12 protein-coding genes are annotated in these 13,711 nt (G+C 58.1%); 11 read left to right on the top strand and 1 reads right to left on the bottom strand.

Annotated features, from left to right (window positions below):
• Positions 1-307 precede the first annotated feature (307 nt).
• Positions 308-1,573 carry a dicarboxylate/amino acid:cation symporter gene (locus ACMGGU_RS12265; protein WP_039266615.1) on the bottom strand — a complete coding sequence of 422 codons (1,266 nt, stop codon included), beginning with the start codon at positions 1,571-1,573 and terminating at the stop codon, positions 308-310.
• A gap of 430 nt (positions 1,574-2,003) precedes the next feature.
• Here ACMGGU_RS12265 and ACMGGU_RS12260 point away from each other — a divergent pair, with 430 nt between their 5' ends.
• From ACMGGU_RS12260 to cheZ, 11 genes are all read left to right on the top strand, one after another.
• Positions 2,004-2,576, top strand: coding sequence for a spore coat U domain-containing protein (locus ACMGGU_RS12260; protein WP_008500422.1), 573 nt, complete (start codon positions 2,004-2,006; stop codon positions 2,574-2,576).
• 12 nt (positions 2,577-2,588) lie between these two features.
• Positions 2,589-3,137 carry a spore coat U domain-containing protein gene (locus ACMGGU_RS12255; RefSeq protein WP_045908190.1) on the top strand — a complete coding sequence of 183 codons (549 nt, stop codon included), beginning with the start codon at positions 2,589-2,591 and terminating at the stop codon, positions 3,135-3,137.
• Positions 3,138-3,153: 16 nt separating this feature from the next.
• Complete coding sequence (locus ACMGGU_RS12250) at positions 3,154-3,912, top strand: molecular chaperone (protein WP_248221796.1); 759 nt, start codon at positions 3,154-3,156, stop codon at positions 3,910-3,912.
• Entirely contained in the window at positions 3,888-6,272 is a 2,385-nt protein-coding gene (locus tag ACMGGU_RS12245) for a fimbria/pilus outer membrane usher protein (RefSeq protein ID WP_334761076.1), read from the top strand. Before ACMGGU_RS12250 ends, ACMGGU_RS12245 begins: the two co-directional genes overlap by 25 nt.
• The gene (locus tag ACMGGU_RS12240) at positions 6,269-7,231 is read left to right on the top strand and encodes a spore coat U domain-containing protein (RefSeq protein WP_045908193.1); all 963 of its coding nucleotides are present in this window, start codon (positions 6,269-6,271) and stop codon (positions 7,229-7,231) included. The genes ACMGGU_RS12245 and ACMGGU_RS12240 overlap by 4 nt, the downstream gene beginning before the upstream one ends.
• Positions 7,232-7,315: 84 nt before the next feature.
• The gene (tar, locus tag ACMGGU_RS12235; RefSeq protein ID WP_063621994.1) at positions 7,316-8,983 is read left to right on the top strand and encodes a methyl-accepting chemotaxis protein II; all 1,668 of its coding nucleotides are present in this window, start codon (positions 7,316-7,318) and stop codon (positions 8,981-8,983) included.
• A gap of 44 nt (positions 8,984-9,027) precedes the next feature.
• A complete protein-coding gene (gene tap, locus ACMGGU_RS12230; RefSeq protein WP_420300587.1) occupies positions 9,028-10,629 on the top strand; it encodes a methyl-accepting chemotaxis protein IV in 1,602 nt (533 codons plus the stop codon).
• 19 nt (positions 10,630-10,648) lie between these two features.
• A complete protein-coding gene (cheR, locus tag ACMGGU_RS12225; protein WP_008500429.1) occupies positions 10,649-11,515 on the top strand; it encodes a protein-glutamate O-methyltransferase CheR in 867 nt (288 codons plus the stop codon).
• The gene (locus tag ACMGGU_RS12220; protein WP_008500430.1) at positions 11,512-12,561 is read left to right on the top strand and encodes a protein-glutamate methylesterase/protein-glutamine glutaminase; all 1,050 of its coding nucleotides are present in this window, start codon (positions 11,512-11,514) and stop codon (positions 12,559-12,561) included. The genes cheR and ACMGGU_RS12220 overlap by 4 nt, the downstream gene beginning before the upstream one ends.
• A gap of 17 nt (positions 12,562-12,578) precedes the next feature.
• Entirely contained in the window at positions 12,579-12,968 is a 390-nt protein-coding gene (gene cheY / locus ACMGGU_RS12215) for a chemotaxis response regulator CheY (RefSeq protein WP_008500431.1), read from the top strand.
• Between the two features lie 10 nt (positions 12,969-12,978).
• On the top strand, positions 12,979-13,623 hold the full coding sequence (gene cheZ / locus ACMGGU_RS12210; RefSeq protein WP_008500432.1) for a protein phosphatase CheZ: 645 nt from the start codon (positions 12,979-12,981) through the stop codon (positions 13,621-13,623).
• The last annotated feature ends 88 nt before the right edge of the window (positions 13,624-13,711 follow it).

The following is a 13,711-nucleotide window of genomic DNA, read 5'->3' as shown; positions in this document are numbered from 1 at the left end:
ATCGCGGCGAACCATGTAGCCTAAAACAAAGCCGGGTGGCGCTGACGCTTACCCGGCCTATGTGTTCGAGCCATTTGTAGGCCGGGTAAGGCGAAGCCGCCACCCGGCTTTTTTACATCCTGCTCCATCAGCTCAGCTTTCGTGGCCACCCATACGTTAATGCTCGGGGCCGTCTTCGCCACTGGATATCGCCGCGAGTCACGTAGCCTAAAACAAAGCCGGGTGGCGCTGACGCTTACCCGGCCTACGCGTTCGAGCCATTTGTAGGCCGGGTAAGGCGAAGCCGTCACCCGGCTTTTTCATGCCATTACGCTTCCTGCTTTACCAGCTCAGCTTCAGCGTCCGCTTCCCGCGCACCTTCATTCTGCGACAGCATCGCGGTCGCAATACCATTCCCCAACACGTTAATCGCGGAACGGCCCATGTCCAGGAAGTGGTCGATCCCCATCAGCAGCAAAATACCGGCGACCGGAATGTTGAAGCTTGGGATCGTCGCGGCCAGCACCACCAGCGAGGAGCGCGGTACGCCCGCAATCCCTTTTGAGGCCAGCATCAGGGTCAGCATCAGCACCGTCACTTCAGAGAAGCTCAGGTGAATGTTGTAAGCCTGAGCGATAAACATTGAGGCGAAAGAGCAGTACACCATCGACCCCACCAGGTTGAAGGAGTAGCCAATAGGCAGCACGAAAGAGGCGATGTTGCGCGAGCAGCCAAAACGCTCCAGCTGCTCCAGCGTTTTAGGGTAGGCCGCTTCAGAACTGCTGGTGGTAAACGCCACCAGAACTGGATCTTTCAGCATGCTGACCAGGCGGAACACCTCTTTTTTCAGCACCATGTAACCCACGGCCAGCAGCACCATGCAGGTGAGAAGAATGGCAACATAGTAGCCGCCAATAAAGGAGGCATAGTTCAACAGAATGCCCAGACCCTGCGTGGCGATAACGGAGGAGATTGCCGCGAAAATGGCCAGCGGCGCAACGTACATCACATAACCCGTGACCTTCAGCATGATATGGGAAACCACGTCCAGCGCAGCCACCAGTGGGGCATTGAATTTCTGCCCCAGCGACGCGCCGCCAATGCCGAAGAACATGGAGAACACCACAATCTGCAGGATCTCATTGTTCGACATCGCCCCCGCGATGCTGGTTGGAATGGTGTGTGACAGGAACGCTTTCAGCGTCATGCCCCCAACGGCCAGACCGGTATCCACCGCCTCGGTCGGGACGGTCAGGTTCAGCCCGCTTCCCGGGTGCTCCAGCGTGACGATAAACAGGCCGACCAGAATAGAGAGCACGGATGAGCTGATAAACCATACCATCGCTTTGCCGCCCACGCGGCCAATGGTAGAGGTTTCGCCCAGCTTCATAATGCCGACGGTGAGCGTACTGAACACCAGGGGGGCAATGACCATTTTGATCAGTCGGAGGAAAATATCGGTCAGAAGGGTAATATTATCCGACCAGGCTTTGATGGCATCCGCAGATGCATATTCATGAATTGCTGCCCCTGAAAGAATACCCGCCAGCATGAATATCACGATGAAGAGTGTGAGTTTGTTTGCACTTGCCACGAAAAAAGACCCTCTATGCGCTTCAGATGTAGCCCGCGGCGATACATATAAATTTTTTATTGCGACGCGGGAAATTATTCGGCACATAAATTGACGCAAAGCGTAGGGGGATACAACTCCTTTTTAAGTTTTATTAATTTTGTTGTTATTGCCATGACGATATATTGTGATCTGCATCACATTTTAATGGATATATTCTCAGAAAATAAATTAAAAAAGCGGAAAAAATGATTTTAACTGCATGTTATTTAAGGAAATAAGAAGTCAATAAGACAAAGTGCTTATGCGTTAAGGGGCAGGTGGTCGAAGCGATATCCGTAAACTAAATTCTCAATAACCCCCCTCAGAGGAAGATTAAGCGGGGCTAACATCTTGAACGAAATAAATAAAATGTGGCAAGGGAACGGAGACGTCTTCTGGAGGGTGGTAAATGAAAAGAAAACTCCTTTTGATCTGCGCAGGCACCTTACTGACTGCGACAACGGTCCATCAGGCGCTGGCCGTGACCAGTAGCGGCACCATCGGCGCGACGCTGACACTCACGAACGGCTGTCTGATAAATGGATCGCCCACGCAAAACGGCATTAACTTCGGGACACTGGATTTCGGCACCCATCCCGCAACGTTTTCCACTCTGACCACCCAGCTCACCGGCGCCAGCGGCGGAAACACCTTCACCATTCAATGTACGACCGCCAGCTATACGGTGGCGATCACCGGCAACACCAACTCCACCGCTCCCGGTACCGTTGTTGGCACCCCAGGAACACCTGCCCGCTATCTGGTTAACACCGCCAACGCGGCACAGGGCGTGGCGTACAGCCTGTACAGTGATAGCGGGTTTAACAGCGTGATTGCCAATAACACCGCGTTGCCGATCGCCTCTACGGCAGGAGGGGTGGACAGTTACACCCTCTACGGACGTATTACCGGCGGCGGTAACAGCGTGACGGTCGTACCCGGAACCTACACAGACACGATTAACGTCAGCGTCACCTATTAGTCCTGCACCGCCATGAAGGCAACTCTCACAGGTCTGCGCATATGCGCAGAGGGACACGTGCAGCCTTTTTTCGCGCTGATCGTCGGATTGCTGATGACGCCCGCGGCGAATGCGGTGACATCACAGTCCTTTAAAGTCAGCGCGACCATCGTCCCGGGATGTGTGGTGACCACCGGCAGCGGAGGGCTTCTCGGGACGCTGGATTTTGGCACCCATAACGGCGTCGAGAGCGCACCGGTCAGCACCAGTTTTGTGCCAAACGGGGCTTTGTCTATCGCCTGCACGCCAGGCGTGGCGCTGAGCATGAGCATTAATGGCGGCCAGAATTATTCAACCGTTCGCCGCATGAAACGCTCGAACGGCGCCGACGTGGTGGGATATCGGCTTTACAGCAGCAGCTCGCTGGCCGCGAACAGCGAGATTGGCGTCAACCAGGCGATACCGGTGACCTATAGCAACAGCAATAACATCGCGCTGCCGCTTTTTGGCGTGGCGCTACTGACCGGATTTAGCCCGGCAGGAACGTATTCCGATCAGCTCACCGTGACCTTGTCATGGTAATAAAGGGAGAGTGTTGATGAAGCCAATTTTCAGACCTGTTTGTCTGGCGGGCGCGTTGGGAATGGCTGTGGCAACCGGTCAGGCGCAGGCGGCAGCCACCATTCTGCTCTGGCCGATCGACCCGTGGCTTGCGGCAGACGCCAACGCCACGGAACTGTGGATCCAGAACCAGGGAAACAGCGCCACAACGATGCAGGTGCGCATTGTGCGCTGGAAACAGGAGGACGGACACGAGCGCTACACCGCACAGCAGGATGTGGTCGCCAGCCCGCCCATCGTCACGATTGGCACAGGCAGCAAGCAGCTTATCCGCCTTATTAAGCAGGCTCCCGTTCCCGCAGGCATTGAACAAGCCTACCGCATTATCGTGGATGAAATTCCTCAGCCTGATGCCAAAGCAGAACCCACCATCGGCCTCAAATTGCAGATGCGTTACTCCATTCCGCTGTTTGTATATGGTCAGGGGATCCCGACCATAAAAGAGGGGGCGCATCACGCGCTGGTAGAGACCCGGAACCTGAGCTGGCGGGTGACGCGAACGGATGGGCAGCCGGCACTGGAGATCCGGAATCGGGGGGATGTCCATGTCAGGCTGAGCCAGGTGGCGCTGGAGCAGGGAGGACAGAAACGCACGGTTGCGGAGGGATTGCTGGGTTACGTACTTCCCGGCAGCACCCGTAGCTGGCCGGTACCCGCGGGCGTTCGTCAGCCGGAGCGGATGAGCGCGCAGATTAATGCCAGGGACGCACAATGGCAGTCGACGCCCGTCAACTGAAGCCGGCGATGATGATACTGCTTTGCGTCAGTTCCGCGACCTGGGCTGAGCCCGGCGATGACAGCCTGCCGCCGCCGCCCCAGGCACAGGCGATACATGATGAAGCGGTCTTCCAGCTTGCCCTCGTGCTTAACCACTACGACACCGGTCTGGTCGTGCCCGTGACGCAGCGTAAAGGCGCTTTCTTTATCTCCAGCGCCGACCTGCTGCGCGCGGGGCTGCCACCGGAACATGTTCCTGCCGGAGAGGTGAATCTCTCTTCGCTTTCTCAGGTGAGGGTCGAGTACGACAGCGCCGCGCAGCGCCTGCTGCTGACCGTTCCCCGCGACTGGGTCGCGTCCCGTGTGACGCCGTTCAGCGCGCAAGCGACGCAGGCCAAACCGCACTTCGGACGCGGCGCGCTGCTCAATTACGATCTTTACACCAACCACACGGAGCATATCGGCGGACAGGCGTCTCTCTGGCATGAGTTCCGCTACTTTAACGAGAACGGTTCGTTTTCCTCCACCGGCTATGCCCGGGAAAATTTCACCGGCAACGAGGGGCAGCAGGAGGGATATGTCCGCTATGACACAACCCTGCTGTTCACCAATGAGGATGACGCGATGAGCTGGAGCGTCGGGGACGTGATCAGCGATGCCCTGAGCTGGAGTTCCAGCGTGCGGATGGGGGGGATCAGCGTCGGGCGGGATTTCTCCCTGCGCCCTGACCTGGTGACGTGGCCGCTGCCCGAGTTCGCCGGGGAAGCGGCGGTACCCACCTCGGTCGATCTTTTTATCAACGGGTATCGCTCCGGCTCAACCCAGCTTCAGCCGGGTCCCTTCACCCTGACCAATTTGCCCTATATCAACGGCGCCGGGGATGCGGTGCTGGTCACGACGGATGCGCTGGGGCGACAGGTCAGCACCACGCTGCCGTTTTACGTCACCAGCGACTTGCTAAAAAAAGGGCTGAGCGACGGCGCCGTGACGCTGGGCAGCCTGCGGCGTAATTACGGTATCAGGAATTTTGACTACGGCTCCGCGGCAGGCAGCGGCTCGTATCGCTACGGGGTGACGGACTGGCTGACCCTGGAAGGGCATGCGGAAGGGGCGCAGGAGCTGGCGCTGGGCGGGGCAGGGACTGTAATAAAACTCGGCCAGTTTGGCGTGGTGAATACCGCTTACTCGCAGAGCCGCATGCGGGGGGATACGGGCGGGCAAATCAACTGGGGTTACCAGTACAGCACCAGCGAGTTCAGCGTCGCCACTCAACACACGCGTCGCGACCGCGGTTTTGGCAATCTGGCCCTTTACGACCAGCCGACAGTGTATGACGAGAACAATAAACCCATCGCCAGCTTCAGCCGCAATACGGACCAGTATTCTCTGACCTTCAACCTGGGACAGTACGGCAACATCGGCGCGGCCTGGATCGGCGTGGAAAGTTTTGACAGTCAAAAAACCGAGCTGCTTAATCTCTCATGGAGCCGCAATTTGTGGGGCGCGAGCAGTATTTACCTCGCCGGAAGCCGGGACCAGCAGCGGGGAGACTGGACGGTCGCGCTGTCGCTGCAGGTGCCGCTGGGGGCACGCGACAGCGCCGCGTTCACCGTTGAAAACACCCCGGATGCCGGCAGTACCCAGCGCATTAACTATAACCACGCCATGCCGTCTGACGGCGGCTTTAGCTGGAACATGGCCTGGGCCAACCAGTCAAAATCCAGTGACTATCAACAGGGCACGCTGGGCTGGCGTAATAACAATATTGAACTGCAGGGCGGCGGCTACGGCGAAAGGGACATGATGACCTGGTGGGGCGAGGCGATGGGCGCGATTGTTCTGATGGACGGCGAGCTGTTTGCCGCGAATAAGATCAACGATGCGTTTGTCGTCATCAGTACCGACGGTCATCCGGACGTGCCCGTCAGCTATGAGAATCAGCCCGTCGGTAAAACGAATAACAACGGTTACCTGCTGGTCAGCGGGGTGTCGGCGTATTATCCGGCTAGCTACCGCATTGATACCCTGAACCTGCCGGCGGATACCCGTCTGAAAGAGACCGAGCGGCGGATCGCGATCCGGCGTCACAGCGGCTATCTGGTTGATTTCCCAATGGAGCAAGAGCGGGTGGCAAGCGTCATTCTGCACGATGCGCGCGGCCAGGCGCTACCGGTGGGAAGCCAGGTCCGACGCGCCTCGCGCAGCAATGCGGTGGTGGGGTATGACGGCATCACCTGGCTGGAAAATCTTAGCGATGTGAACCCGCTGGAGGTGATCGCGCCTGATGGAAAACGCTGCAGGGCTACCCTGACCGTGGGAGCCAACCCGGAGCACAAGCTGCAAACCTACGGTCCGCTGGTGTGCCGGGAGGTGCCATGAAGCGCCTGCTGCTGTTGATACTGCTGCTGTTTTCCGGCGGCGGCTGGGCGGCGTGTACCGTCAGTACGGTCAACGCCTCGTTTGGCAGCGTCACGTCGTTTGCGCTCAGCGGAACCGGGGAGGTGGAAACCACCGGCACGCTGGTGGTGGCGTGCGATGCCATACTGAATCTGTTGACCAACGACTCGGTGACGCTGACCTATACCGCGGCATCGGTCTCGGGCAGCAGTCGGGCCACCATGAAACGCACGGACAACGCGGCCATCACGGACGTGATCCCCACCCGGCTGTGCGGACTCGCGGGCTGCGCGAGCAGCAGCGAGGTACAGATAAGCAAATCGTATACCTGGAGCGGGAATACGCTACTGGGGCTGCTGGGGTCAAAGCAGTACAACATCCCGCTCTATTTCCGTACCGTCGCCGGACAGAACGTTTCTGCCGGGCCGTATCAGGTGCAGTTAACCTTCAGCGTTAACTACAGCGTCTGCTCCGTGGGCGCGCTCGGTATTTGCACAATCAATCAGACGGGCACGGCGACGACCACCATTCTCCTTAACCTGACCGTGACCAACGACTGCAGCGCCATGACCACGCCGGACGTCAACTTCAACAGCGCGCCGCTGGTGCAAAGTTTCCCTACCGTCTCGCAGGCGATTGCCGTCACCTGTACCAAAGGCAGTACGTATACCATCGGCATTAACAACGGTGCTAACGCGCTGAATAACGTGCGCCGGATGGTAAGCGGCAGTAACTACCTGAGTTATGACATCTATAAAGAAGCCACGGGTAACCGCTGGGGCGGCAGCGGCAGCGAACGCTGGACCAGCGCGACGTCGTCGCAGGTCAGTACCGATGGTCTCCTGCGTACCTACAACTACACCGCGAAAGTGCTGACCAATCAGGCCACGCCACCCGCCGGAACCTACACCGATACGTTGATTGTCGACGTGGCTTTCTAACCCCGCGCTTTTCCCTTTCGCAAATGTAAAGTTCCTGTTGGCTGTGCCGATAACACCGTTAATAAATCTATGAGAAGGTGTTGTATGTTGAACCGTATCCGCGTTGTCACAATGCTCATGATGGTGCTGGTCATTTTCGCACTACTTCAGCTTATCTCCGGCGGGCTTTTTTTCTCGTCATTAAAACAGAACCAGGACAGCTTTGCGGCCTCGAACGATCTCCGCCTGCAGCAGAGTGAGCTCACCTCAACGTGGGATCTGATGCTGCAAACGCGTATCAACCTGAGCCGCTCGTCCGCGCGCATGATGATGGATCCCAACAATCAGCAGAGCAGCGCGAAAACCGATCTGTTGAAAAATGCCCGTGCCACCCTCGCTGACGCCGCAAAACATTACGACGCCTTCAAAAAGATTACCCCGCAGCCTGCGATGGAGCAGGTGAGCCAGAACATTGATGAAAAATACAACGCCTACCATGCCGGTCTGGCAGAGCTGATTCAGTTCCTTGAGAGCGGCAACATGGACGCCTATTTCGCGCAGCCGACGCAGGGGATGCAAAACGCCCTCGGCGCGGCGCTGGGGGAGTACGCGAAGGTCAGTGGCGATCTGTATCACTCCGCGTTTGCTGAAAGCCAGAATGACTACCGCTTTGCGAAATGGCAGATGGCGGTGTTGGCGCTGGCGCTGGTCATTGTGCTGATTGCGGTCTGGTACGGCATTCGCCATATCCTGCTGAACCCTCTCGGTCGCGTCATTGCCCACATTCGTGACATTGCAGGCGGTGACCTGACAAAAACGCTGACCGTGTCCGGGCGCAATGAGATCACCGAGCTGGCAAACAGCGTTGACCATATGCAGCGTTCGCTTATCGATACCGTCGCCAACGTGCGTAGCGGCACGGATGCCATCTATACCGGCACCAGCGAAATTGCGATGGGCAATAACGACCTCTCTTCGCGCACTGAACAGCAGGCGTCCGCCCTGGAAGAGACGGCGGCCAGCATGGAGCAGCTCACCGCGACCGTGAAGCAGAACGCCGATAACGCCCGCCAGGCGTCTCAGCTGGCGGAAAGCGCCTCCGAGACGGCACAGCGTGGCGGCCGCGTGGTGGATGGTGTGGTGAAAACCATGCACGACATCGCCGAGAGCTCGAAGAAAATCGCCGACATTATCAGCGTCATCGACGGCATTGCCTTCCAGACTAACATTCTGGCGCTGAACGCCGCCGTGGAAGCGGCGCGTGCGGGCGAGCAGGGACGCGGGTTTGCCGTGGTGGCCGGGGAAGTGCGCAACCTGGCCAGCCGCAGCGCCAACGCGGCAAAAGAGATCAAGTCGCTGATTGAAGATTCCGTCTCCCGCGTGGATACCGGCTCCGTGCTGGTGGAAAGCGCCGGGGAGACGATGAATGACATCGTGAATGCTGTCACCCGCGTGACGGACATCATGGGTGAAATCGCCTCTGCGTCTGATGAGCAGAGTCGTGGTATCGACCAGGTTGCCCTGGCGGTATCGGAAATGGATCGCGTGACACAGCAAAACGCCGCGCTGGTGCAGGAATCCGCTGCGGCGGCCGCTGCGCTGGAAGACCAGGCAAGCCGTCTGAAGATGGCCGTCTCGGCGTTTCGTCTCGCTTCACTCGCTGGAAACACGGTCACCCCGCAGGCGACGTACCGCGCGCCAGCCGCTGAACCGGCTGCAAACCGTACGCGTACCGCGACGACCGGACAAGATGAAAACTGGGAAACATTTTGACTGACAATTAAACCGCGGCTGCTTGCCGCATGATGGGAGCGTGGATGTTAAATCGTATTCGTATCTCGACCACACTGTTTTTGATTCTGATCCTTTGCGGTGTGTTGCAGGTTGGCAGTAACGGGTTGTCTTTTTGGGCGTTTCGCGATGGCTATCAGAATTTGCAGGACGTTGAGGCGAGTAATCAGCAGCGCTCCGCACTGGCACAAACCCGTGCCGTGCTGTTGCAGGCAAGCACTGCGCTGAACAAGGCGGGAACCTTAACCGCGCTAAGTTATCCGCCGGATGACATTAAGGCGCTGATGGCCACCGCGCGCGACAGCCTGAAACAGGCTGACGCACAGTTTAAGGCCTTTACGGCACAGGCCACCGGTAGCGAGAAAGAGAAAGCGCTGAAGGCCGCCATGAAGACCCATTTTGAACAGTGGTACAGCGATCTGGACCATCAGGCGACGTGGCTTGAGAACAACCAGCTGTCGGACTTTATGACCGCGCCGGTTCAGGCCTCGCAGGCCGCGTTTGACGGCAGCTTTAACGCGTGGCAGCAGGATATTAACCAGTTTGTACAGCGTGCCGGTGACCAGAGCCGTCAAAGCTATCACATGTCGGGCGTCATCTTTGCCGTGGTGGTGATTCTGGCAGGGTTGCTGACCGGTGCCGCGCTGCTCTGGTCGCGCAGGATGATTGTGCAGCCGCTGGCCATTATCAGCAGCCACTTCGACAGTATTGCGAAAGGCGACCTGGCGCGTCCGGTTGCGGTGTTCGGCAAGAACGAAATTTCGGCAATTTTTGCCAGCCTGAAGGCGATGCAGGGATCGCTGCGGGAAACGGTATCCGACGTGCGTCAGGGCAGTTATGCCATGCACACCGGGATCTCAGAGATTGCGGCGGGTAACAACGATCTCTCGTCCCGCACCGAGCAGCAGGCGGCCTCGCTGGCGCAGACGGCAGCCAGTATGGAGCAGCTGACCGCGACGGTAAGCCAGAACGCCGATAACGCGCGTCAGGCGTCTGACCTGTCAAAACAGGCGGCGATGACGGCGAAGAAGGGCGGCGACCAGGCGTCCCACGTCGCCAGTACCATGCAGGAGATCGCCACCAGTTCACAGAAAATTGGTGACATCATCAGCGTGATTGACGGTATCGCGTTCCAGACCAACATTCTGGCGCTGAATGCCGCTGTGGAAGCCGCGCGTGCCGGGGAGCAGGGGCGCGGGTTTGCGGTGGTGGCGGGTGAAGTGCGTAACCTGGCGAGCCGCAGCGCCAACGCGGCGAAAGAAATTAAGGTGCTGATCGAAGAGTCGGTCTCACGCGTTCAGCAGGGCTCAACGCTTGTGGATACCGCGGCGAAAACCATGCACGAAATCGTCACCTCCGTGACGCGGGTGAACGACATCATGGGCGAGATTGCCTCAGCGTCGGATGAACAGCGTCGCGGCATTGAGCAGGTTGCCCAGGCGGTGAGCCAGATGGATCAGGTGACGCAACAGAACGCCTCGTTAGTTGAGGAAGCGGCAGCGGCAACCGATCAGCTGGCCAGCCAGGCGGATCGTCTGACCGGGCTGGTCGCGGTATTTAATGTGAAAGAGCACGTTGAAGCAGTAACAGAAGTCGGGCGGTCGCAGGCCGTGCCAGTTGTATCCTGAATGTAATTAAGAAGGCGCTATGACATCACCAATGCCCCCTGGGCAAACGTCATTATTGTTGCAGATGACACAGCGCCTCGCGCTGTCCGACGCGCATTTTCGTCGGATATGTCAGTTAATCTACCAGCGTGCGGGGATCGTGCTTGCGGATCATAAGCGGGACATGGTCTACAACCGTCTGGTGCGGCGCTTGCGTACGCTGGGGCTGGATGATTTTGGCCGCTATCTGAGCATGCTTGAGGCGAACCAGAACAGCGCAGAGTGGCAGGCTTTTATTAACTCGTTAACCACCAACCTGACGGCGTTTTTCCGTGAGGCTCACCACTTCCCGGTTCTGGCCGAGCATGCGCGCCGTCGCACCGGGGAGTATCGCGTCTGGAGTGCGGCCGCCTCGACGGGTGAAGAGCCGTACTCGCTGGCGATCACCCTTGCCGATACGCTGGGGATGGCGCCCGGGCGCTGGAAGGTCTACGCCAGCGATATCGATACCGAAGTGCTGGAGAAGGCGCGTAACGGCGTTTATCGCCAGGATGAACTGAAAACGCTGTCGCCGCAGCAGCTGCAGCGTTATTTCATGCGCGGGACGGGCCCGCATGAAGGCCTGGTACGCGTACGCCAGGAGCTGGCGAACTGCGTCGAATTCGCGCCCGTTAACCTGCTGGATAAGCAGTACAACGTGCCGGGGCCTTTCGACGCCATTTTTTGCCGTAACGTCATGATCTATTTTGATAAAACGACGCAACAGGACATTTTGCGTCGGTTTGTTCCGTTGCTCAAGCCTGACGGTTTACTGTTTGCCGGGCACTCGGAAAACTTCAGCAACCTCGTGCGTGAGTTTAGCCTGCGTGGGCAAACGGTATATGCGCTGAGTAAGGAAAAAGCATGAGTAAAATCAGGGTATTGTCTGTCGATGATTCAGCGCTGATGCGTCAGATCATGACTGAAATTATCAATAGCCACAGCGACATGGAGATGGTGGCAACCGCGCCTGATCCGCTGGTAGCGCGGGATTTAATTAAAAAATATAACCCCGACGTGCTAACGCTGGATGTCGAGATGCCGCGCATGGATGGCATAGATTTCCTCGAAAAATTAATGCGGCTGCGGCCCATGCCGGTGGTGATGGTCTCCTCCCTGACCGGGAAAGGATCGGAAATCACCCTGCGCGCGCTGGAGCTGGGGGCGGTCGATTTTGTCACCAAGCCGCAGCTCGGCATCCGTGAAGGGATGCTGGCGTACAGCGAGATGATCGCCGAGAAGATCCGCACCGCGTCGCGGGCGAAGCTTGCCGCCCACACGCCGATGGCCGCGCCGGCGACCCTGAAGGCCGGTCCCTTACTCAGCTCGGAAAAACTGCTGGTCATTGGGGCGTCAACCGGAGGAACAGAGGCAATTCGTCATGTACTCCAGCCATTGCCGCTCTCAAGTCCGGGTATTCTGATCACTCAGCATATGCCGCCAGGCTTTACCCGTTCATTCGCAGAACGCCTGAACAAGCTGTGCCAGATCAGCGTGAAAGAGGCGGAAGACGGCGAGCGCGTGCTCCCGGGGCATGCCTATATCGCGCCGGGCGATAAGCATATGGAGCTGGCGCGCAGCGGCGCTAACTATCAAATCAAAATTCATGACGGACCGCCGGTCAACCGGCACCGTCCGTCGGTGGATGTGCTGTTTCATTCGGTGGCGAAACATGCGGGGCGCAACGCCGTGGGGGTGATCCTGACGGGGATGGGCAACGACGGTGCCGCCGGAATGCTTGCAATGCACCAGGCTGGCGCCTGGACGATTGCGCAGAATGAAGCAAGTTGTGTGGTGTTCGGCATGCCGCGCGAGGCCATCAATATGGGTGGCGTGAGCGAAGTGGTCGATCTTAGCCAGGTAAGCCAGCAGATGCTGGCGAAAATCAGTGCCGGACAGGCAATACGTATTTGACTCAGGAGTATTATTTTATGGCGGATAAAGAGCTTAAGTTTTTGGTTGTGGATGACTTTTCCACCATGCGTCGCATTGTGCGCAACCTGCTGAAAGAGCTGGGCTTCAACAACGTTGAAGAAGCAGAAGACGGCGTTGATGCGCTGAACAAACTGCAGGCTGGCGGGTTTGGTTTTGTGATCTCCGACTGGAACATGCCAAACATGGACGGTCTGGAACTGTTGAAAACCATTCGTGCTGATGCGGGAATGGCGTCCATGCCGGTTCTGATGGTCACGGCAGAAGCGAAGAAAGAGAACATCATTGCCGCTGCACAGGCGGGCGCAAGCGGCTATGTGGTGAAGCCATTCACCGCGGCGACCCTGGAAGAGAAGCTCGGTAAGATCTTCGAGAAACTCGGCATGTGAGGTGTTGGTTATGATGCAACCTGCTATGAAACCCGTTGAAGAACACTCGCCGAGCGACATCATCGTCCGCATCGGCAGCCTGACGCGCATGCTGCGTGACAGCCTGCGTGAGCTGGGTCTGGATCAGGCGATTGCGGAAGCGGCGGAAGCGATTCCTGATGCCCGCGATCGTCTGGACTACGTCGTGCAGATGACCGCTCAGGCCGCTGAACGTGCGCTGAACAGCGTTGAAGCGTCACAGCCGCACCAGGATGCGATGGAAAAGGGGGCGAAAGCGCTGACCAAACGCTGGGACGAGTGGTTTGAGAACCCTATCGAGCTGGCGGATGCCCGCGAGCTGGTGACCGATACCCGTCAGTTCCTGGGGGATGTGCCGGGTCACACCAGCTTCACCAATGCCCAGCTGCTGGACATCATGATGGCGCAGGATTTCCAGGACCTGACCGGTCAGGTTATCAAACGCATGATGGATGTGATCCAGGAGATTGAGCGCCAGCTGCTGATGGTGCTGCTGGAGAACATCCCGGAACCGGCAGCCCGTCCAAAACGCGAGAACGAAAGCCTGCTCAATGGTCCACAGCTCGACGCCAGCAAGGCGGGCGTGGTGGCAAGCCAGGATCAGGTGGACGACCTGCTGGACAGCCTCGGCTTCTGATGGTCCATTCCGCCTCAGGGGAGGGATGCCCCCTGAGGCGGTTTGCGACAAAATCACCGAAAAGAGCCCGAATAAACGGGCTTTTCCC

Origin of the sequence: Enterobacter sp. BNK-8 (assembly GCF_048685095.1) — a bacterium.
In the GTDB taxonomy this organism is placed as follows: domain Bacteria; phylum Pseudomonadota; class Gammaproteobacteria; order Enterobacterales; family Enterobacteriaceae; genus Enterobacter; species Enterobacter quasiroggenkampii.
This window is presented reverse-complemented; position numbering and strand designations above follow the sequence as displayed.

Excerpts from the sequence above, each read along its gene's own strand:
- cheY (WP_008500431.1), top strand. The coding sequence starts at position 12,579 with ATGGCGGATAAAGAGCTTAAGTTTTTGGTTGTGGATGACTTTTCCACC.
- ACMGGU_RS12255 (WP_045908190.1), top strand. The coding sequence starts at position 2,589 with ATGAAGGCAACTCTCACAGGTCTGCGCATATGCGCAGAGGGACACGTG.
- ACMGGU_RS12260 (WP_008500422.1), top strand. The coding sequence starts at position 2,004 with ATGAAAAGAAAACTCCTTTTGATCTGCGCAGGCACCTTACTGACTGCG.
- tap (WP_420300587.1), top strand. The coding sequence starts at position 9,028 with ATGTTAAATCGTATTCGTATCTCGACCACACTGTTTTTGATTCTGATC.
- ACMGGU_RS12220 (WP_008500430.1), top strand. The coding sequence starts at position 11,512 with ATGAGTAAAATCAGGGTATTGTCTGTCGATGATTCAGCGCTGATGCGT.
- ACMGGU_RS12250 (WP_248221796.1), top strand. The coding sequence starts at position 3,154 with ATGAAGCCAATTTTCAGACCTGTTTGTCTGGCGGGCGCGTTGGGAATG.
- ACMGGU_RS12240 (WP_045908193.1), top strand. The coding sequence starts at position 6,269 with ATGAAGCGCCTGCTGCTGTTGATACTGCTGCTGTTTTCCGGCGGCGGC.
- cheZ (WP_008500432.1), top strand. The coding sequence starts at position 12,979 with ATGATGCAACCTGCTATGAAACCCGTTGAAGAACACTCGCCGAGCGAC.
- ACMGGU_RS12245 (WP_334761076.1), top strand. The coding sequence starts at position 3,888 with ATGGCAGTCGACGCCCGTCAACTGAAGCCGGCGATGATGATACTGCTT.
- cheR (WP_008500429.1), top strand. The coding sequence starts at position 10,649 with ATGACATCACCAATGCCCCCTGGGCAAACGTCATTATTGTTGCAGATG.
- tar (WP_063621994.1), top strand. The coding sequence starts at position 7,316 with ATGTTGAACCGTATCCGCGTTGTCACAATGCTCATGATGGTGCTGGTC.